Genomic DNA, 18796 nt, shown 5'->3' on the forward strand with positions numbered 1-18796 from the left:
GTTCTCAAAGAACACACGCACAAGCATCCACCCGCAACATTTCGTAGGGGCTTCCGCAGGGCAACTGTTCCAACCTAGCGCAGGCAACCCGACCGAAGCAAATTCGGAAGGAGTGAGTCTGGCTAGATGATCAATCAGGCGCTCAGCGTCACCGCGTCGCTCTGACTCGAATAAAGTTACGCACCGACGAACGCGAAGTCAAATCGCCTGGTCAGACAGGCTATTTCGGCGTATCGACGCGCTCGACCTGTCCACCCAGCGCCTGCATCTGCTCGACGAACTTCGGGTAGCCGCGGTCGATGTGGAAGACATCGTGGACTTCGGTGACGCCGTCGGCGACCAGACCGGCCAGTACGAGACCGGCGCCGGCGCGAATGTCGGAGGACCACACCGGCGCGCTGGACAGCCGCGGGATACCGCGGACCACCGCGTGATGACCGTCGGTGCGGGCATCGGCGCCGAGCCGGATCATCTCCTCGACGAAGCGGAACCGCGCCTCGAAGACGTTCTCGGTGATCATCGACGTGCCGTCGGCGATGGCGGCCAGGCCGATCGCCATCGGCTGCAGGTCGGTCGGGAAGCCCGGGAACGGCAGCGTCGCGAAGTTCACCGCGCGCGGGCGCTCGGCCTGCACGACACGGAAACCGTTGGGCTCGTAGGAGATCCGCGCGCCGGCCGAGCGCAGCTTGTCCAGCACCAGCGCCAAGTGCTTGGGGTTGACCCCGGTCACCCGGACATCGCCGGTGGTCATCGCCGCGGCGATACCCCAGGTGGCGGCGACGATACGGTCGCCGATCACCCGATGCGTGGTCGGTGACAGGCTCTTGACGCCCTGCACGGTCAGCACCGAGGAACCGGCACCGTCGATCCGCGCACCCATCTGCACGAGCATGGTGCACAGGTCGACGATGTCGGGCTCGCGCGCCGCGTTGTCGATGACCGTCTCCCCCTCGGCCAGCACCGCGGCCATCAGGATGTTCTCGGTCGCGCCGACCGACGGGAAGTCGAGGCGGATGCGCGCGCCCTGCAGCTCGTCGGCGCGGGCGACCACGCATCCGTGCTCGATCTCGCTGGTCGCGCCGAGCAGGCGCAGGCCCTGCTGGTGCATGTCCAGTGGCCGCGAGCCGATCGCGTCACCGCCCGGGAGCGCGACGACCGCGCGCTTACAGCGCGCCATCAGCGGACCGAGCACACACACCGAGGCGCGGAACTGGGTCACCGCCGGGAAGTCGGCGTGATATTTCGGCTCCGGCGGGGTGACGATCGTGCAGACCGAGCGGTCTCCGCTCTCGTCGTCGGAGATCGTGACGTCGCAGCCGAGACCACGCAGCACCTCGGCCATCAGCGGGACATCGAGGATGTCCGGGCAGTTGGTGATGGTGGTCGTACCCTCGGCCAGCAAAGCGGCGGCCATCAGCTTCAGCACGCTGTTCTTCGCGCCGCCGACCGCGACCTCGCCGACGAGCTGATTACCGCCGGAGACCAGAAACCGTTCGCTCACCCCGCCAGCTTATCGACCGTTGCCCGACGACACGCCCCCCGACGCCAAACCGACCGATCCTGGCGCCACCGAGTGGCTTTCAGCGCTCGGCTCCGCCACCCGGCTGCCACAGCACGTCGCCCTCGGGATTGGTCGCACGGCTGAGGATGAACAGCAGGTCCGACAGGCGATTGAGGTATTTGGCGGGCAACACGCTGGTGTCGTCGGGGTGGGCCTCGACCGCCGCCCACGCCGCACGCTCGGCGCGCCGGACCACGGTGCGTGCCGTGTGCAACAGTGCGGCAATCGGCGTGCCGCCGGGCAGGATGAACGAATTCAGCGGTGCCAGGCCCTCGTTGAACTCGTCACACCACTTCTCCAGCCGATCGATGTAGGGCTGGGTGATGCGCAACGGCGGGTACTTCGGCTCGGCCACCACGGGGGTCGACAGATCCGCGCCCGCGTCGAAAAGGTCGTTCTGGACCTGGCGCAGCACCGCGAGCACCGCGGGCTCCGGCGCGCCGAGCGCGACCGCGACGCCGAGTGCCGCGTTGGCCTCGTCGCAGTCGGCGTAGGCCACCAGCCGGGGATCGGTCTTGGGGACGCGCGAGAAATCGCTCAGACCGGTGGTGCCGTCGTCGCCGGTCCTGGTGTAGATCCGGGTGAGATGGACGCTCATGCCTGGCCTCCCCTGGTCCGGCGGGCGCGATCGGACGGCCGCGACTCCACCCACGACAGAAAAGCCGCCATCGATCCGCGGTCGAGCGCGAGCTCGAAGCTGCTGTGCGGATCGGTGACGGCTACCACCACGATGTCCTCGCTCATGATGTCGAATTCGTCGCCCTGTGGCGCGCGGCGTTCGACGATCTCGAGGCCCTGCCGGTGCACGGTGGAGTCCGGACCGAACTTGAGGCTGGTCAATTTGAAGAAGACGAGGCGATCCTCGTCGTAGCGGATGAGACCGTGCCGCCAGCCCTGGCCGCCGCGCGCGGGCAATACCCGCAGCAGCGCGGCCGTGCCGCCCCGGCGCAGCATCACCAGCCGGTAAGTCGAAGCACCTGCTACGAACACGAGCGTCAGCACCAGAATGATCAGGAGAACCATCCCGGTTTGCAATGCCGTACGCCCTTTCGCTCAGCTGGTGTCGAAGACACCCCCGCCGTCATTCAATCACGCCCGTTGTGGGCCACTCCGGCGGGATCGGTAATACGGCCGGAAACAGCACTGTCGGCGACGAACCGGAGTTCGTCGCCGACAGTGTGTCGTTCGGTGAACAGATCAGGCAGTCACGGTCGCCTCGACCGCGCGCACCTGGCCCTGAGCGACCCGCAGCTCCACCTCGGTGGCGCTCGCGTCGGCCAGCACCTTGCGCGCCGCGTCGACGTCGACCTCACCCGCGAGTTCCGCGGACTCGGCCAGCACCCGCACGGTGTCGGCGGTGACCGAGAAGAAACCGCCGTGCACCGCGGCCACGATCCGATCGCCGTCGGTCGACACGATGGTCACCGTGCCGCCCTCGACGAGCTGACCGAGCAGCGGCTCGTGGCCCGCCATGATGCCGATCTGACCTTCGGTGGTCTGCGCGCTGACGAACGTCGCCTGGCCGGACCAGAGCTTGCGTTCGACGGCGACGAGATCAACTGTCATTTCCGCCATGGTGGACTACTTCCCGGCGATCTTCTTCGCAGCGGCCTCGACGTCGTCGAGACCACCGCAGGAGTTGAACGCCTGCTCCGGGAAGTGGTCGAACTCGCCCTTGCAGACGCGATCGAAGTCGTCGATGGTCTGCTCCAGCGGCACGACCGAACCCGGCTGACCGGTGAACTTCTCGGCCACGATGAAGTTCTGGCCGAGGAACTTCTCCAGACGACGGGCGCGGCCGACGAGGACCTTGTCCTCTTCGGAGAGCTCGTCCATACCGAGGATGGCGATGATGTCCTGCAGCTCCTTGTACTTCTGCAGGATCCGCTTGACCTCGTTGGCGACCCGGAAGTGGCGCTCACCGACGATCGACGCCTCGAGGATACGAGAGGTCGAGGTCAGCGGGTCGACGGCCGGGTAGATGCCCTTCTGCGAGATCGGGCGCGAAAGCTCGGTCGTCGCATCGAGGTGGGCGAAGGTGGTCGCCGGCGCCGGGTCGGTGTAGTCGTCGGCGGGGACGTAGATCGCCTGCAGCGAGGTGATCGAGCGACCACGGGTCGAGGTGATGCGCTCCTGGAGCTCACCCATCTCGTCCGCCAGCGTCGGCTGGTAACCCACGGCGGAGGGCATACGACCCAGCAGGGTCGAGACCTCGGAACCGGCCTGGGTGAAACGGAAGATGTTGTCGATGAAGAGCAGCACGTCCTGGTGCTGGACATCGCGGAAGTACTCCGCCATGGTCAGCGCGGACAGGGCCACGCGCATACGCGTGCCCGGCGGCTCGTCCATCTGGCCGAAGACGAGGGCGGTGTCCTGGAGGACGCCCATCTCTTCCATTTCCAGGTGGAGGTCGGTGCCCTCACGGGTACGCTCACCGACGCCCGCGAACACCGAGGTGCCGGAGAACTCGCGAGCGATACGGGTGATCATCTCCTGGATCAGAACGGTCTTGCCGACACCGGCACCACCGAACAGACCGATCTTGCCGCCCTTGACGTACGGGGTCAGCAGGTCGATGACCTTGACGCCGGTCTCGAGCATCTCGGTCTTACCCTCGAGCTGGTCGAAGCTCGGGGGCTTGCGGTGGATGCCCCACTGCTCGCCGTCGCGGCCGAGGCCCGGCGAGTCGAGGCAGTCACCGAGGGCGTTGAACACGTGGCCCTTGACGATGTCGCCGACGGGCACCGAGATCGGCTTGCCCGAGTCGGTGACGCTCGCGCCACGGACCAGGCCGTCGGTCGGCTGCATCGAGATGGTGCGCACGATGTTGTCGCCGAGGTGCTGCGCGACCTCGAGGGTCAGGGTCTTGGCCACCGACGGGAGCTTGATGTCGGCGTGCAGAGCGTTGAACAGCTCGGGGATGGCGCCACGCGGGAACTCGACGTCCACGACGGGGCCGATGACACGGACGACGCGGCCGGCGGTTGCGCCCGCCTTGGTCGCGTTGTCCTGAGTGACAGCTGCGGTCATTAGATTGGTTCTCTTCCTGCGCTTCTAGTCGCGGTCCGAGCTCGACGCCAGCGCGTTCACGCCGCCGACGATTTCGCTGATTTCCTGCGTGATCTGGGCCTGACGCACCGAGTTCGCCTCGCGCTGGAGCACACTGGCCAGCTCGTTGGCGTTATCGGTCGCCGCCTTCATTGCGGTGCGCCGAGCCGCGGACTCGGATGCCGCTGCCTCGAGCAACGATGCGTAGATACGCGTGTTGACGTACTTGGGCAGCAGAGCGCCCAGCAGCACATCGGCGTCCGGCTCGAATTCGTACTGCGCCGTGACCACCGCGTTCGGCGAATCCGAGACGATGTCCTCGCCGAGCTCGTACTTCTCGTCGACGAAGCTCACCTGGATCGGCGCCAAGCGGCGCACCTCCGGGGTCTGGGTCAGCATCGAGACGAACTTGGTGTACACGATGTGCAGTTCGTCGACGCCCGCGATGGTCCCGGTGCCGTCCAGCGAGGGAACCTCGTTGTCGGAGCCGGCCATGAAGGCCTCGACCAGGTGCTGGCACGCGGCCGAGGCATCGGTGTACTTCGGCTGCTGGGAGAAGCCGGTCCACGACGCCTGGAACGGACGGTTGCGGAACTTGTAGTACGTGAGGCCCTTGTTGCCCATCACGTACAGCACCGGCTCCTTGCCGTCGCCACGCAGCGTGGTCATGAGCTCCTCGGCGCGCTTGAGCACGTTCGAGTTGTAGCCACCGCACATACCGCTGTCACTGGTGATCACCAGGACAGCGGCCCGACGAGCGTTGGGACGCTCGGTCAGCAGCGGGTGCGACAGGTTCTTCGAGGCGCTCGCCAGCTCACCGAGGACCTTGGTGATCTCCTCGGCGTACGGCTTGGCCGCCGCAACCCTGGCCTGGGCCTTGGAAATTCGCGAGGTCGCGATCAGTTCCTGAGCCTTGGTGATCTTCTTGATCGAATTCACACCACGAATGCGGGAGCGCAATTCACGCAAACTTGCCACTAGCGGTTCACACTCCCTTCATTCGCCAGATCGGAATATGCCGACATCAGTCCTGACCCGGCTTACTTGTCGACGTGCTTGCGGGTGACCGACAGCGACTCGACCTCTTCGTGGTCCAGATCGCCGGCAGCGGCCTCGTTCACGACACGGCTGCCGTCGGAAGCCAGGAAGCCTTCCTTGAACTTGTCGGTCTCCGACTTGATCGCGTCGGCGGCCTCGCCGTCGAGCGGCTTGCGGCCACCCTCGAGCGCGTCGAAGGACGACTGGGTCGCGCTGTGCAGGTGCTCCAGCAGCTCGGCGGTGAAGCGACGCACGTCGCCGACCGGCACCGAGTCGTAGTAGCCGGCGTCGACCAGGTAGATCGAGACGACCTGATCCTCGACGGCGACCGGGGAGTACTGGTTCTGCTTGAGCAGCTCCACCCAGCGGGCACCGCGCTCCAGCTGCGCCAGCGAGGCGGCGTCCAGGTCGGAAGCGAAGGCGGAGAACGCCTCCAGCTCGCGGTACTGCGCCATTTCCAGACGCAGCGAACCGGCGACCTTCTTCATGGCCTTGGTCTGGGCGGCGCCACCGACACGGGAGACCGAGGTACCGACGTTGATCGCCGGGCGGACGCCCTTGTTGAACAGGTCGGACTCGAGGAAGACCTGGCCGTCGGTGATGGAGATGACGTTGGTCGGGATGAACGCCGAGACGTCGTTGGCCTTGGTCTCGATGATCGGCAGACCGGTCATCGAGCCGCCGCCCATCTCGTCGGACAGCTTCGCGCAACGCTCCAGCAGGCGGGAGTGCAGGTAGAAGACGTCACCGGGGTACGCCTCGCGGCCCGGCGGACGACGCAGCAGCAGCGAGATGGCGCGGTACGCCTCGGCCTGCTTGGTCAGGTCGTCGAACACGATCAGGACGTGCTTGCCCTGGTACATCCAGTGCTGGCCGATGGCCGAACCGGTGTACGGAGCCAGCCACTTGAAGCCGGCGGAGTCGGAGGCCGGGGCCGCGACGATGGTGGTGTACTCCATCGCGCCGTGCTCCTCGAGCGCGGTCTTGACGCCCGCGATGGTGGAGCCCTTCTGGCCGATCGCGACGTAGATGCAGCGAACCTGCTTGCTGGGGTCGCCCGACTCCCAGTTCGCCTTCTGGTTCAGGATCGCGTCGACGGCGACGGCGGTCTTGCCGGTCTTACGGTCGCCGATGATCAGCTGACGCTGGCCGCGGCCGATGGCGGTCAGCGCGTCGATCGCGGTGATACCGGTGGCCAGCGGCTCTTCGACCGGCTGGCGCTCCAGCACGGTCGCGGCCTGCAGCTCCAGCACGCGGCGGTCGTCGGCCTCGATCTCGCCCAGGCCGTCGATCGGCTGGCCGAGCGGGTTGACGACGCGACCGAGGAACTTGTCGCCGACGGGAACCGACAGCACGTCGCCGGTGCGGCGGACCTGCTGGCCCTCTTCCAGCGAGGCGTACTCGCCGAGGATGACGGCACCGATCTCGGTGTCCTCGAGGTTCAGCGCGACGCCCAGGACGCCGCCCGGGAACTCGAGCAGCTCGTTGGCCATCGCCGAAGGCAGACCGCTGACGTGCGCGATGCCGTCGCCGGTGTCGGTCACGAGGCCGACTTCTTCGATGGAGGTTTCCGGGGTGTAGCTCTGGGTGTAGCTCTCGATCGCGCTACGGATCTCGTCGGAGGAGATCGTCAGCTCCGCCATGTTGTTCCTGCTCTCGCTGTGGTCTCGAATGTCGGGGGTTGGAGAATTACTGCGGTGAGCTGTCCTTGATCAGGACAGCGCCCGGCGCAGCTTCTCCAGTCGGCCGGTGGCGCTGCCGTCGATGACGTCGTCTCCGACGCGCACGACGACGCCGCTCAGCAGCGTCGGGTCGACCTGCACGTGCACGGTGACCGCCTTGCCGTAGATCCGCTGCAGGGAAGCCGAGAGCTTCTCCTTCTGCTGATCGGACAGCTCGACCGCGGCGTGCGCGTGGGCGACGATCTGGTCACGACGGGCCGCCGCCAGATCGGACAGGGCGCCGAAGGCGACGCCGATGTTGTTGGTCCGCAGTCGGGTCACCGCCTGCTCGGCCAGCGTCAGGGTGATCGGCTCGGCCTTGCCGGTCAGCAGCCGCTCGATCAGCTCACGCCGCGCCGCGGCCGGCTTGCCCTGATCGGACAGTGCCTGCTCCAGCTGCGGGTTGTCGGCGATGATGCGACCGAGCCGGAACAGCTCGTCCTCCACCGCGTCCAGCCGGCCGCCGTCGGCAGCGGACTCCAGCAGAGCCTCCTGCCCGAGCAGCACCAGGGTGTCGACCAGATCGCGGGTGCGCGACCAGTTCTGGGCCACCGCGGTGGTCAGCACTGCCTGCGTGGCAGCGCTGACCTTGCCGCCGAAGATCCGCTCACTGAGTTCAGCGCGCGCCGAACCCGGCACCGACACGTCCGCGAGCGCCACACGCAGCGAACGCTGGTCGTCCAGCACGGCGACAACGGCGAACAGTTCCGACCCCGTTGTGGCCGCAACAGTTTCGCTTCCGGTCAGAGCGGCCCGAAGCGCCTCCCGGGACCGGGAGCTGGCCTCGCGGCTCGCTGCGTACATGCTTCTCACTTTCGCGTCGTTACCTTCCGACCCCGATGGCGTCGGTGTCGTCGAGTTCGCTGAGGAACTTGTCGATCGACGCCGCCTGCTTGGCCTCGTCCGAGACAGACTGGCCGATGATCTTCTCGGCCAGGTCGACGGCCGTGCGGCCGACCTCGGAGCGCAGCTCGGTCAGGATCTGCTGGCGCTGGGCTTCCAGCTGGGAGTGACCGGCGGCGACGATACGGTCGCTTTCGGCCTGGGCATCCGCGCGCATCTGCGCGAGGATCTGCTGACCCTGGGTGCGCGCATCCTCGCGGATACGTGCGGCCTCGAGCCGGGCGTCGGCAAGCTGCTGCTGGTACTGCTGCAGCGTCTGCTGTGCCTCTTCCTGCGCGGCTGCGGCCCTGGCGATACCGCCTTCGATCTTGTCGGCACGCTCATCGAGTGTCTTGGTCACACGCGGGATCACGTATTTCCAGAAGAGCACGCCGATGATGGCGACGCAGACGATCGACCAGACGATGTCGTACGTTTCGGGAATGAGAGGATTCACATCCTCTCCCCCTTCGGCAGCGAGCGTGATGAGTTCGCGCATCGGAATCAGAAGATGAAGCCGGCGACGAGGCCGATCAGCGCCAGGGCCTCGGTGAACGCGATACCGAGGAACATGTTGGTACGGATCTGGCCGGCCAGCTCGGGCTGACGGGCGAAGCCCTCGATGGCCTTACCGACGACGATACCCACGCCGATGCCGGGGCCGATCGCGGCGAGACCGTAGCCGATGGCGCCGAAGCCCTTGAAGGTGCTCTCGGTGGTCGCGGCTTCCTGGGCCAGGTAAGCGAGGCTCATGAGTCTTCTTTCCCTTTCTGTTGCTCACCCGCCGGTCGGCGTGTGTAGCAGGTTTGGCAGTACTGGTGTGGATTCAGGTCAGTGGTCGGCGGCGTGCTGCGCGAGGCTGATGTACACCGCGGTCAGCAGGGCGAACACATACGCCTGCAGGAAGATGACCAGCAGCTCGAACAGCGTGAAGCCGATGCCTGCCAGCAGCGAGAAGGGCGTGAAGACCTTCATCCACGCGGTGGCATCGAAGAGGAAGAACCAGGTGGCGCTGAAGAACAGCACCAGCATGATGTGGCCGGCCAGCATGTTCGCCATGAGTCGGACGGTCAGCGTGAACGGGCGCAGGATGAACGTCGAGACGAACTCGATCGGGATCAGCAGCACGTGCAGGGCGGGCGGCACATCCGGAACGACGATGCTGGAGCGCATGTACTTGAAGAAGCCGTACTTGCGGATGCCCACGTAGTTGAACGCGATGTACGCGATCGCGGCGAGCACCAGCGGCATGCCGACTCGCGCATTCGACGAGATGTTCAGGAACGGAACAATGCTGGAGAAGTTCAGGAACAGAACCGTGAAGAAGATCGTCGCGATCAGCGGGAGGAACCGCTTACCGGTTTCCTTACCGAGTACCTCGTCGGCGATCTGCTCCTTGACGAAAACCACCGCGGTTTCCATCACGTTCTGCAGGCCGCGCGGCACGATCTTCGGCGAGCGGAAAGCCAGCACGAAGACGAGCACCACAACGGCGGTCATCAGCAGCCGGATCAGCATCAGGCGGTCGAGTTCGAACGGCGTACCCTCGAACAGCACTGCTGGAGGGAAGAAGTCGGACAGCGATGGCGCGTGGAACTCGCCCGCCGCCAAAGTGATGACGCTCAGCGTTCTCTCCCGTGTTCGGGCCGCGGGTACGACGGTCATTCCCGCGGTTCGATCGGACATTGACGATCAATGGGGTCGACTCTGGTCGGCTCGAAATTCGACAGTTGCTCGTACGGTGTAACCCCGTAAAGCTTCTGTTCGGGCGTCGGCGACATCGTCGACATGCTTCAACCGGGCACATTCCACCCGGATCGGCAGTAAGCATAGCGGCACCGGGCAGGATCTTGGCGATCCCCCCTGGTAACCCGAGGCAATGCCCCGAGTCATCCTGGGCAGCGCCTCCAGCTTGGGTGCTTGCTTACCAACACTTTACCAAGCTATCTACGACAGTGTGTAGCTGGGTGGGATTATTCCTGCTCGGAAGCCGTTTCGTCGTCTCCCGCGCGTGTCGTGACATACGGAACCTTCACGCTCACAACGCCATACGTCTCCGCCCCCAGCACGATGAGCAGGGCTCCGACCACGGTGAAGAACAGCGTGGGCCTGCTGTAGAAGTCGAACTGGTTCAGCACGCCGACGATCACCAGCGCGATCAGCAGCTTGCCGACCCAGCTGACCAGCATGACCAGGCCCGCCGTGCTCGGCGGCAGCTTGGCGCCCAGCAGCACGGCCACCACGGTGGTGAGGATGAACCCGCCGCCGATCGCCGCGCCCAGCAGCGCGCCCCACAGACCCGGCATACCCGCGACGAGGGTGCCGATCACCACCGAGACGACCACGAGGACACCGAGCCCGATCAGGCCGTAGCGCAGCGCGGTGCGCAGGGGGGCGTCGGGTCCGGGCACGGGGGTGGGTGTAAAGCTCACGGGTCGTACTTTACCTTCGGCCGCTTCTCAGCGATTGGCCGACTCCATCCGGCGCATCGACGGGATCGCGGTCACTACCAGGGCGAACACCAATCCACCCGCCACCAGCAGCACCACCAGGCGCCGATCCATCAGCGAGGTCCCCACCGCGCCGAAGGCGAGCACGCCGACCCACAAATAGATCAACAGCACAACGCGTCGCTGTGAATGTCCGATCTGCAGCAATCGGTGATGAAGATGCATTTTGTCCGGTGTGGAGAAACTCACGCCGGCGCGCACGCGGCGCACGATCGCCAGCAACAGATCGAGCACCGGAATGAACATCACCGCACCCACCAGCAACAGCGGCGAGAGCAAACCCACAATGTCGCGCGGGCCGTAGCCCTGCAGCGGAATTCGACCCGAGGCACCAGTGGAAACCGCGGCCAGCATCAATCCGATCATCATCGAGCCGGAATCACCCATGAAGATTCGGGCGGGCGAGAAATTGTGCGGCAGAAATCCCAGGCAGGCACCGGCCAGCGCGGCGGCCAGCAACGCGGGCGGATAGGTGTCGACCGAACCGCCCTGGTCATAGAGCAAACCGACGGAGAACACGAAAACCGCGCCGGCGCAGATCAAGCCGAGGCCCGCGGCGAGACCGTCCAGGCCGTCGACGAAGTTCATCGCGTTCACCAGGGTGACGGTGATTCCCACCGTCACCAGGCCGCCCTGCAGCGCGTCCAGGACGACGGTGGTGTCGTTGAACGGGTCGTAGATCACGTACCAGCTCAAGCCCATCACGGCCATCACGCCCGCGGCGGTCACCTGCCCGGCGAATTTGGTGAGCGCGTCCAGGCCCCACCGGTCGTCGACGATGCCGACCAGCACGATGATCGTCGCCGCGACCAGGACCGCCGGAATATCGGGGGCGTAATCGAAACCCCGCCGCAGTGCGGGCAATTGGTGTGCGAACAACACCGCGGCGACCACGCCGACATACATGCCGACACCGCCCATCCGCGGAATCGGCGTGACGTGCACATCGCGCTCACGCGGAATCGCGACCGCGCCGAACGCGATGGCGAGCACCCGGATGCCGCCGGTGGCCAGGAACGTCACCGTGGCGGAGACGAGCAGCACGAGCACCAGCTCGCGCAGGGGAACGACCGTGCTCATCGGATGCGTGCGATCACCGCTGCGCGGGGCTGATCAGGGCATCCGGCGCCATACCGAGAACCTCCGCGACATCGGCCACCGCCACCGCACCTTCCCGCAACACCCGCGGCTGATCCGCGGTCAGATCGACGATCGTCGACGCCACCGCGTGCTCGGCGGGACCGCCGTCGAGATACACACTCGCCAGCGAACCCAGCTGCTCGCGCGCCTGCTCGACGGTGCTGGCCGGGGGCTGCCCCGACACATTGGCACTCGACACGGCCAGCGGACCGACCTCGCGCAGCAGTTCCAGCGCTACCGGATGCAGCGGCATCCGCAGCATCACCGTGCCCCGGGTATCGCCCAGGTCCCACGCCAGCGAGGGCGCGGCCTGCACGACCAGGCTCAGCGCGCCCGGCCAGAACGCCCGGATCAGCTCGCGCGCCTGCGGGCGCACCGAGAACACCAGTCCATCGATGGTGTGCCACGACCCGACGAGCACCGGGACGGGCATATCGCGACCGCGCCGCTTGGCGGCCAGCAGCGCGCCCACCGCGTCGGCGTCGAACGCGTCGGCCGCCAGGCCGTACAGCGTGTCCGTCGGCATGACCACGAGCCGCCCCGACTTCAGCGCGCTGGTCGCCGCGGTCAGCCCAGCGGCCCGCGAATCCTGCTCGGCACAGTCATAGACGGTACTCACGGCTTGTCCGCCTCTCCGCGTTTCTTGCTGGTCTGTGGATGCGGCAAGAGTCTAGCTGTCGGGCCGACGGCGGAATGTGGGGGGACTTTTGGGCGTCCCCGGGATACGCCCGCGGCGCATGCGCGAGCACGGAATTCGTTTCCTGCTGGAAGTGTGCTGCCGGGACTCGGGGGCCGACCTCGTCGGCCCTGGCACGTCGTTCGATCAGGACTCAGGATTTGCTGGGCATTGTCGCGACGACGAAGCGGGGCTTGTCGGCGAGGTCGGCGTGTTCGACGATGCCGGTGAAATCGGCCGCGGCGAGCAGGGCCGCCACTCCCCCGCCGTTGGTGTCGTCGTGTTCGATCGCGGTGGCGCCGCCGGGGCGCAGCAGGCGGGCGATGGTGGGGACCATCCGGCGGATGACATCGAGGCCGTCGGGGCCGCCGAAGAGGGCGCGGTGCGGATCGTGGTCGGCGACCTCGGGGTCGAGGACCGCCGCCTCCGGGATGTAGGGCGGGTTCGACACGACCAGGTCGACGCGGCCGGACAGGGCCGTGAGCAGGGCCGGGTCGGTGACGTCGTCGGCGTGCAGGGTGATCGGGGTGTCGCCGTCGGCGATGCGGTCGTCGACGTTGCGGCGGGCCCAGGTCAGGGCGTCGGGGTCGAGTTCGACGGCGTGGACCTCGGCATCCGGGCGGGCGTGCGCGATGGCCAGGGCCAGCGCGCCCGACCCGGTGCACAGGTCGACGACGAGCGGCGCGTGGTCGTGGGGCAGCGTCTCCAGCCAGGCCAGTGCCCAGGCGAACAGCAGCTCGGTCTCCGGGCGCGGCACGAACACCCCGGGACCCACGGCCAGGTCGATCTCGCCCATCGCGGCCGTGCCGGTCAAGTGCTGCAACGGGATTCGCGTGGCCCGCCGATCGACCAGCGCGGCGAATCGCGCGGCCTCGTCCGGCTCGACCATCGGATGCAGCGCCAACCGCATCCGGTCGATCCCGAGCACGTGCGCGGCCAGGTTCTCCGCATCGGGCAGGGGCGAGGCCACGCCCGCCGCGGCCAGTCGCTCGGCGGCCGCGACGATCAGCGGACGCAACCGGACCCGCTCGGTCACCGTGTCGTCCGGCATGCGCGAGCGTCCTCCCTGGTGGCGAGCGTGGCGCGCGTTGCCCGGTCCGGGCGCTGAGCGCTCATCCCGGCTACTCGGCTGCCATCCGGGCGTCGCGGTCGGCCTTGCCGAGCGCGTCGAGTAGCGCGTCCATGTCACCGTCGAGCACGGCGTCGAGGTTGTGCGCCTTGAAACCGATGCGGTGATCGGCGATCCGGTTCTCCGGGAAGTTGTAGGTGCGGATCCGCTCGGAACGGTCCACCGTGCGGATCTGGCTGGCCCGACCGGCCGCCGCCTCCTGCTCGGCCTGCTCCTCGGCCAGCGCCTGCAGCCGAGCCCCGAGCACCTGCATCGCGCGCGCCTTGTTCTGCAGCTGCGACCGCTCGTTCTGGCAGGTCACCACGATGCCGGAGGGCAGGTGGGTGATGCGGACCGCGGAATCGGTGGTGTTGACGCCCTGGCCGCCCTTGCCGGAGGACCGGTAGACGTCGATGCGCAGGTCGGTCTCGTCGATCTGCACCTGCTCGACCTCGTCGGGCTCGGGGTAGATCAGCACGCCGGCGGCCGAGGTGTGGATGCGGCCCTGCGACTCGGTCACGGGCACGCGCTGCACGCGGTGCACCCCGCCCTCGAACTTGAAGCGCGACCACACGCCGTCGCGGGCCGCGTCCTTGCTCTTGATCGACAGCGTCGCGTCCTTGTAGCCGCCCAGGTCGGAGTAGGTGACGTCGAGCGTCTCCACCTTCCAGCCGTGCCGCTCGGCGTAGCGGATGTACATGCGGGCCAGGTCGGCGGCGAACAGCGCCGATTCCTCGCCGCCCTCACCGGACTTCACCTCGAGCACCACGTCGTCGCCGTCGTGCGGGTCGCGCGGAGCGAGCAGATCGGCCAGTGCCTGCTCGAGCTCCACCAGCTGGGTTTCCAGGCCGGGCACCTCGGCGGCGAACGTGGCGTCGTCGGCGGCCAGCTCACGGGCCGCCTCGAGATCGTCGCGCACCGACTCGAGCTTGCGGTAGGTCGACATCACCGGCGCCAGCTCGGCGAATCGCTTGCCCACCCGCCGGGCCGCACCGGCGTCGTTGTGCAACGACGGATCGGCCAGCTGCGTCTCCAGGCCGGCGTACTCGGCCAGAATGTCGTCGATGGCGGAAGGGGCCGTCTGATCGGCCATGTCGGTGAACTCCTACTGGGGAGGTAGCGGCTGCGGAGTCTGGTGGGCCGAAGGCCCGTCTCGGCCGCCTCGATTCTGGACTGACGGAGCGAAGGAGCGAAGCGACTGAGCGGAGGAGGGAAGAATCGAGGCCGAAAGGCCGAGACCCCGCGGCGCCCGCGCCGCCGAAAATACCGACGCCCGGCCTGCGAAAGCAGAACCGGGCGTCGGGTGAGGCAACTAGCTGGCGTCGGCCTTCTTGCCCGCGCGCTTGCCGTAGCGAGCCTCGAAGCGAGCGACGCGGCCGCCGGTGTCGAGGATCTTCTGCTTGCCGGTGTAGAACGGGTGGCACTGCGAGCAGACCTCGACGGTGATCTGGCCGGACTCCTTGGTGGAGCGAGTCTGGAAGGTGTTGCCGCAACCACACACAACGGTGGTGTCGACATACGTGGGGTGGATTCCTGCCTTCATGGGCGTCCTCTCGATAATGGTCGCCGGGTCGTACACCGCTGGAGCGCGGGATACGTGAACCGGAACCGACTAGGCGGGATGTCTGCGAACTCGCAGACACACAGCGATCCAGTATGCCAGACCTGGCCGCACCCTCCGAAAACACCCCCGGCCACAGGTTTGTTCCCGGCCGGGAAACGCAGCGGGGGCCCGCCGTAGCGGGCCCCCGTCGCGTCACTCGTCGAGTGCGCCCGGTGCGGTCTTGGAGACCGTCATCAGGAACTCGAGGTTGTTCTTGGACTTGCGCAGCCGATCCATCAGCAGATCGATCGCCTGGTGCGAGTCCAGGCCCGAGAGCACGCGCCGCAGCTTGTGCACCACGGCCATCTCGTCGGGCGACATCAGCAACTCGTCGTGGCGGGTGCTGGACGGGTTGATGTCCACCGCCGGGAACACGCGCCGCTCGGCGATCTTGCGATCGAGCTTGAGCTCGGCGTTGCCGGTGCCCTTGAACTCCTCGAAGATCACCGTGTCACCGGTGGAGCCGGTCTCGACCATCGCCGTGGCGATGATGGTGAGCGAGCCACCGTTCTCGATGTTGCGCGCCGCGCCGAGGAACCGCTTGGGCGGGTACAGCGCGGTCGAGTCGACACCACCGGAGAGGATGCGGCCCGAGGCGGGCGAGGAGTTGTTGTACGCGCGGCCCAATCGGGTGATCGAGTCGAGCAGCACGACAACGTCTTTGCCCATCTCCACCAGGCGCTTCGCCCGCTCGATGGCGAGCTCGGCGACCGAGGTGTGGTCGGCCGGCGGCCGGTCGAAGGTGGAGGCGATGACCTCACCCTTCACCGAACGCTGCATGTCGGTGACCTCTTCGGGACGCTCGTCGACCAGCACGACCATGAGGTAGCACTCGGGGTTGTTGATCGCGATCGCGTTGGCGATGTCCTGCATGATCGTGGTCTTACCCGCCTTGGGCGGGGACACGATCAGCGCGCGCTGGCCCTTGCCGATCGGCATGATCAGGTCGATCACACGCGTGGTCAGCTTGTTCTGGGTGGTTTCCAGACGCAGACGCTGGTTCGGGTACAGCGGCGTCAGCTTCTGGAAGTCGGGACGACGCTTGGCCGCCTCCACCTCGCCGCCGTTGACGGTGTCCAGGCGGACCAGCGGGTCGAACTTCTGGCGCTGGTTGCTCTGCTCGCCGTCGCGCGGGGCGCGCACCGCACCGGTGATCGCGTCACCGCGGCGCAGGCCGTTCTTGCGCACCAGGTTCATCGAGACGTACACGTCGTTCGGGCCGGCCAGGTAGCCGGAGGTCCGCACGAACGCGTAGTTGTCCAGCACGTCCAGGATGCCGGCGACCGGCTGCAGGACGTCGTCCTCGCGGATCTCGAAGTCGCGGGCCTCGCCGCCACCGCCACCGGCGCCACCGTCGCGGTCACGACCACGACGACGCTCACGGAACCGGCGACCCCGGCGACCGCGGCCGCCTTCCTCGTCGTCGCCACCGCGGTCGTCGCGGGGACCGCGATTCCCGGCGTTGTTGCCGTTCTGGCTCTGGTTGCGCTCGTTCTGGTTGCGCTCACCACGGTCGCCACCGGTGCGCTCACCACGGTCGCCACCGGCGCGTTCGCCCCGGTCGCCGCCGTTGCGCTCGCCACGCTCACGCCTGCGCTCGCCCTGCTCGCCACCGTCGGCCTTGTCGGCCTGCTTGGTCTCCTCGGCGCGGTTCTCGGCCTGGGCGTTCTCGCCACCGCCGGAACGGGCCTGGTCACGGCCACGACGCTGCCTGCCACGGCCACGCTGACCGCCCTCTCGACCGGAATCCTCGGTCGACTCGGCGGTCTTGGTCTCGGCCGTCCCCTGCTCGGCCGGGGCCTGCTCGGTCACGACCGCGGCGGCCTGCTTCTCGGCGGGCTCGGCCTTGTCGGCCTTGGCCGGCTTGTCGGCCTTGGCGGGCGCCTCGGTCTTGGCGGGCGCTTCCGCCTTGGCGGGCGCTTCGCTCTTGGCGGCGGGCGCGTCGGCCGTCACGGCGGCGGCCTCGGCGGGCTTACCCGCCTTCGCAGGCGCTCCGGCCTGGTTTTCCTTGATAGCGGCGATGAGATCGCCCTTGCGCATACCGGAGGTGCCTCGGATACCGAGCTCCCCCGCCAATGCGCGCAACTGCGGCAACAGCATTCCAGTCAGCCCCGATCGTGCGACGTCGGTGTGTTCGCTCATTTTCGAAATCTGTCCGGATTCACTTTCGCGGCCGCCCGAGTTCGTAGGGTTGGATTCCACCCCGGGTGTCGCGAGCAGGTCCGTATCTGTCACGGAAATCCTTTCCTTCCCTCGAATGCCGTGTGCTGAATCGAGGGTTCGTTCCGTAGACCCGGCACCCTGTGCCGAGCTCGGATTATGCGTCCGACCGGACGCCTGTGCCGTACTACCCGCCCCGCCGGACCGGAGGCTTCGCCACCAGAAGACAGTGGTGAGGAGAGATCATTCCAGTTGAGCGGCTTCTCGGCGTCGCAGCACCTCCATGGTGTGGAGGCTCGAGCCTGGAGCCTGCTGGAGCGATTGCCCTGATGAAGCACCGGCGTCTGATGCGCACGATGTACGGACTTGCACAGAATAGCTGCCAATTGCGAACAACGGCAAGGCAGGCACGCCGTCAGTCGATCGCGACGCCGTCGGCGATGCCGGGTTCGACCACTCGCAGCCCGTCCGCTTCCGCCTGTTTGCGCAGGTCATCAGGGAAATCCTCGGTGGCGAGCGCCAAAATCGTCGGACCGGCGCCGGAAACGGTGGCCGGAATTCCCGCGGCCCGCAGTCGCTCGATCCAGGTCGTGGTGAGCGGTAGCGCGGGAGCACGCTGAGTCTGGTGCAGCCGGTCGGCGGTGGCGGGCATCAGCAGATCGGGGCGCTCGGTGAGCGCGACGACGGCCAGCGCGGCCCGGCTGACGTTGAACGCGGCGTCACCGTGCGGCACCTGCTCGGGCAGCAGCCCGCGGGTGTGCGCGGTGGACGAGCGTTCCTGCGGGATCAGCACCACCGGGCGCAGCGCCGCGGCGGGGGTCAGCCGCACGGCCCGATAAGCGCGATTCTGCTCGGCATCGGATTCGGTCCACGACACGACGATTCCACCGAGCACGCTGGCCGCGGCGTTGTCGGGATGACCCTCGAACTCCGAGGCCAGCTGCACCAGCTGAGCGCCGTCCAGCCGCAGGTCGGGATCGAACTTGGCGGCCAGCCCGGCGCCGGCGGCCAGGCCGCCGACCACGGCCGAGGCACTGGAACCGAGGCCGCGCGAGTGCGGAATCACGTTGCGGCACACCACGTCGAGGCCGTCGGCCCAGACACCGAGTGATTCCAGTCCGCGCTCGATCGCCCGCACCACCAGATGCGTTGGGCCCCACGGCACGTCGTCGGCGCCCTCACCCTCGACCCGGATCTCGAGACCCGAATCGGTGGTGCGCACCACGATCTCGTCGTAGAGACCCAATGCCATTCCCAGGCAATCGAATCCGGGACCGAGGTTGGCCGTGGAAGCGGGAACGCGCACGGTCACTTCGAGACCGGCGGGCAGGGTAGCGGTCATCAGCCTG

Annotated in this window: 19 protein-coding genes; all 19 read right to left on the bottom strand. The window is 67.4% G+C overall.

The window, feature by feature from the left end:
* Positions 1-220 precede the first annotated feature (220 nt).
* The 19 genes from murA to thrB all read right to left on the bottom strand — a co-directional run bounded on the left by murA (position 221) and on the right by thrB (position 18789).
* Positions 221-1501 carry a UDP-N-acetylglucosamine 1-carboxyvinyltransferase gene (gene murA, locus V8688_RS16060; RefSeq protein WP_218721179.1) on the bottom strand — a complete coding sequence of 427 codons (1281 nt, stop codon included), beginning with the start codon at positions 1499-1501 and terminating at the stop codon, positions 221-223.
* 79 nt (positions 1502-1580) lie between these two features.
* Positions 1581-2159: a cob(I)yrinic acid a,c-diamide adenosyltransferase gene (locus V8688_RS16065; RefSeq protein ID WP_218721180.1), complete on the bottom strand. Its 579-nt coding sequence runs from the start codon at positions 2157-2159 to the stop codon at positions 1581-1583.
* On the bottom strand, positions 2156-2584 hold the full coding sequence (locus V8688_RS16070; RefSeq protein WP_218721181.1) for a DUF2550 domain-containing protein: 429 nt from the start codon (positions 2582-2584) through the stop codon (positions 2156-2158). The genes V8688_RS16065 and V8688_RS16070 overlap by 4 nt, the downstream gene beginning before the upstream one ends.
* 174 nt (positions 2585-2758) lie before the next feature.
* On the bottom strand, positions 2759-3136 hold the full coding sequence (locus V8688_RS16075) for a F0F1 ATP synthase subunit epsilon (protein ID WP_218721182.1): 378 nt from the start codon (positions 3134-3136) through the stop codon (positions 2759-2761).
* Positions 3137-3142: 6 nt separating this feature from the next.
* On the bottom strand, positions 3143-4591 hold the full coding sequence (gene atpD, locus V8688_RS16080) for a F0F1 ATP synthase subunit beta (RefSeq protein WP_218721183.1): 1449 nt from the start codon (positions 4589-4591) through the stop codon (positions 3143-3145).
* Positions 4592-4615: 24 nt separating this feature from the next.
* Positions 4616-5587: a F0F1 ATP synthase subunit gamma gene (locus V8688_RS16085; RefSeq protein ID WP_218721184.1), complete on the bottom strand. Its 972-nt coding sequence runs from the start codon at positions 5585-5587 to the stop codon at positions 4616-4618.
* A 62-nt stretch (positions 5588-5649) separates the two neighbouring features.
* Positions 5650-7290 (bottom strand): F0F1 ATP synthase subunit alpha, encoded by a 1641-nt coding sequence (atpA, locus tag V8688_RS16090; RefSeq protein WP_218721185.1) that lies wholly within the window; start codon positions 7288-7290, stop codon positions 5650-5652.
* A gap of 69 nt (positions 7291-7359) precedes the next feature.
* Positions 7360-8172 (bottom strand): F0F1 ATP synthase subunit delta, encoded by an 813-nt coding sequence (locus tag V8688_RS16095; RefSeq protein ID WP_218721186.1) that lies wholly within the window; start codon positions 8170-8172, stop codon positions 7360-7362.
* A gap of 19 nt (positions 8173-8191) precedes the next feature.
* Entirely contained in the window at positions 8192-8749 is a 558-nt protein-coding gene (locus tag V8688_RS16100) for a F0F1 ATP synthase subunit B (RefSeq protein ID WP_218721187.1), read from the bottom strand.
* 5 nt (positions 8750-8754) lie between these two features.
* A complete protein-coding gene (locus V8688_RS16105; protein ID WP_019045404.1) occupies positions 8755-9003 on the bottom strand; it encodes an ATP synthase F0 subunit C in 249 nt (82 codons plus the stop codon).
* 78 nt (positions 9004-9081) lie between these two features.
* On the bottom strand, positions 9082-9936 hold the full coding sequence (gene atpB / locus V8688_RS16110; RefSeq protein ID WP_255588549.1) for a F0F1 ATP synthase subunit A: 855 nt from the start codon (positions 9934-9936) through the stop codon (positions 9082-9084).
* A 287-nt stretch (positions 9937-10223) separates the two neighbouring features.
* The gene (locus V8688_RS16115) at positions 10224-10682 is read right to left on the bottom strand and encodes a hypothetical protein (RefSeq protein WP_218721188.1); all 459 of its coding nucleotides are present in this window, start codon (positions 10680-10682) and stop codon (positions 10224-10226) included.
* 27 nt (positions 10683-10709) lie between these two features.
* Positions 10710-11840, bottom strand: a complete 1131-nt coding sequence (locus V8688_RS16120) for an MraY family glycosyltransferase (protein ID WP_218721189.1) — start codon at positions 11838-11840, stop codon at positions 10710-10712.
* Between the two features lie 13 nt (positions 11841-11853).
* Positions 11854-12519, bottom strand: a complete 666-nt coding sequence (locus V8688_RS16125; protein ID WP_218721190.1) for an L-threonylcarbamoyladenylate synthase — start codon at positions 12517-12519, stop codon at positions 11854-11856.
* 211 nt (positions 12520-12730) lie between these two features.
* Positions 12731-13627 carry a peptide chain release factor N(5)-glutamine methyltransferase gene (prmC, locus tag V8688_RS16130; RefSeq protein WP_218721191.1) on the bottom strand — a complete coding sequence of 299 codons (897 nt, stop codon included), beginning with the start codon at positions 13625-13627 and terminating at the stop codon, positions 12731-12733.
* Between the two features lie 70 nt (positions 13628-13697).
* On the bottom strand, positions 13698-14777 hold the full coding sequence (gene prfA, locus V8688_RS16135) for a peptide chain release factor 1 (protein WP_218721192.1): 1080 nt from the start codon (positions 14775-14777) through the stop codon (positions 13698-13700).
* A gap of 219 nt (positions 14778-14996) precedes the next feature.
* Complete coding sequence (gene rpmE, locus V8688_RS16140) at positions 14997-15227, bottom strand: 50S ribosomal protein L31 (protein WP_022567395.1); 231 nt, start codon at positions 15225-15227, stop codon at positions 14997-14999.
* Positions 15228-15440: 213 nt separating this feature from the next.
* A complete protein-coding gene (gene rho / locus V8688_RS16145; RefSeq protein WP_218721193.1) occupies positions 15441-17522 on the bottom strand; it encodes a transcription termination factor Rho in 2082 nt (693 codons plus the stop codon).
* A 340-nt stretch (positions 17523-17862) separates the two neighbouring features.
* Positions 17863-18789, bottom strand: a complete 927-nt coding sequence (gene thrB / locus V8688_RS16150; protein WP_218721213.1) for a homoserine kinase — start codon at positions 18787-18789, stop codon at positions 17863-17865.
* Positions 18790-18796 lie beyond the last annotated feature (7 nt).

Source organism: Nocardia sp. No.11 (assembly GCF_038752175.1).
GTDB classification, from domain to species: domain Bacteria; phylum Actinomycetota; class Actinomycetes; order Mycobacteriales; family Mycobacteriaceae; genus Nocardia; species Nocardia canadensis.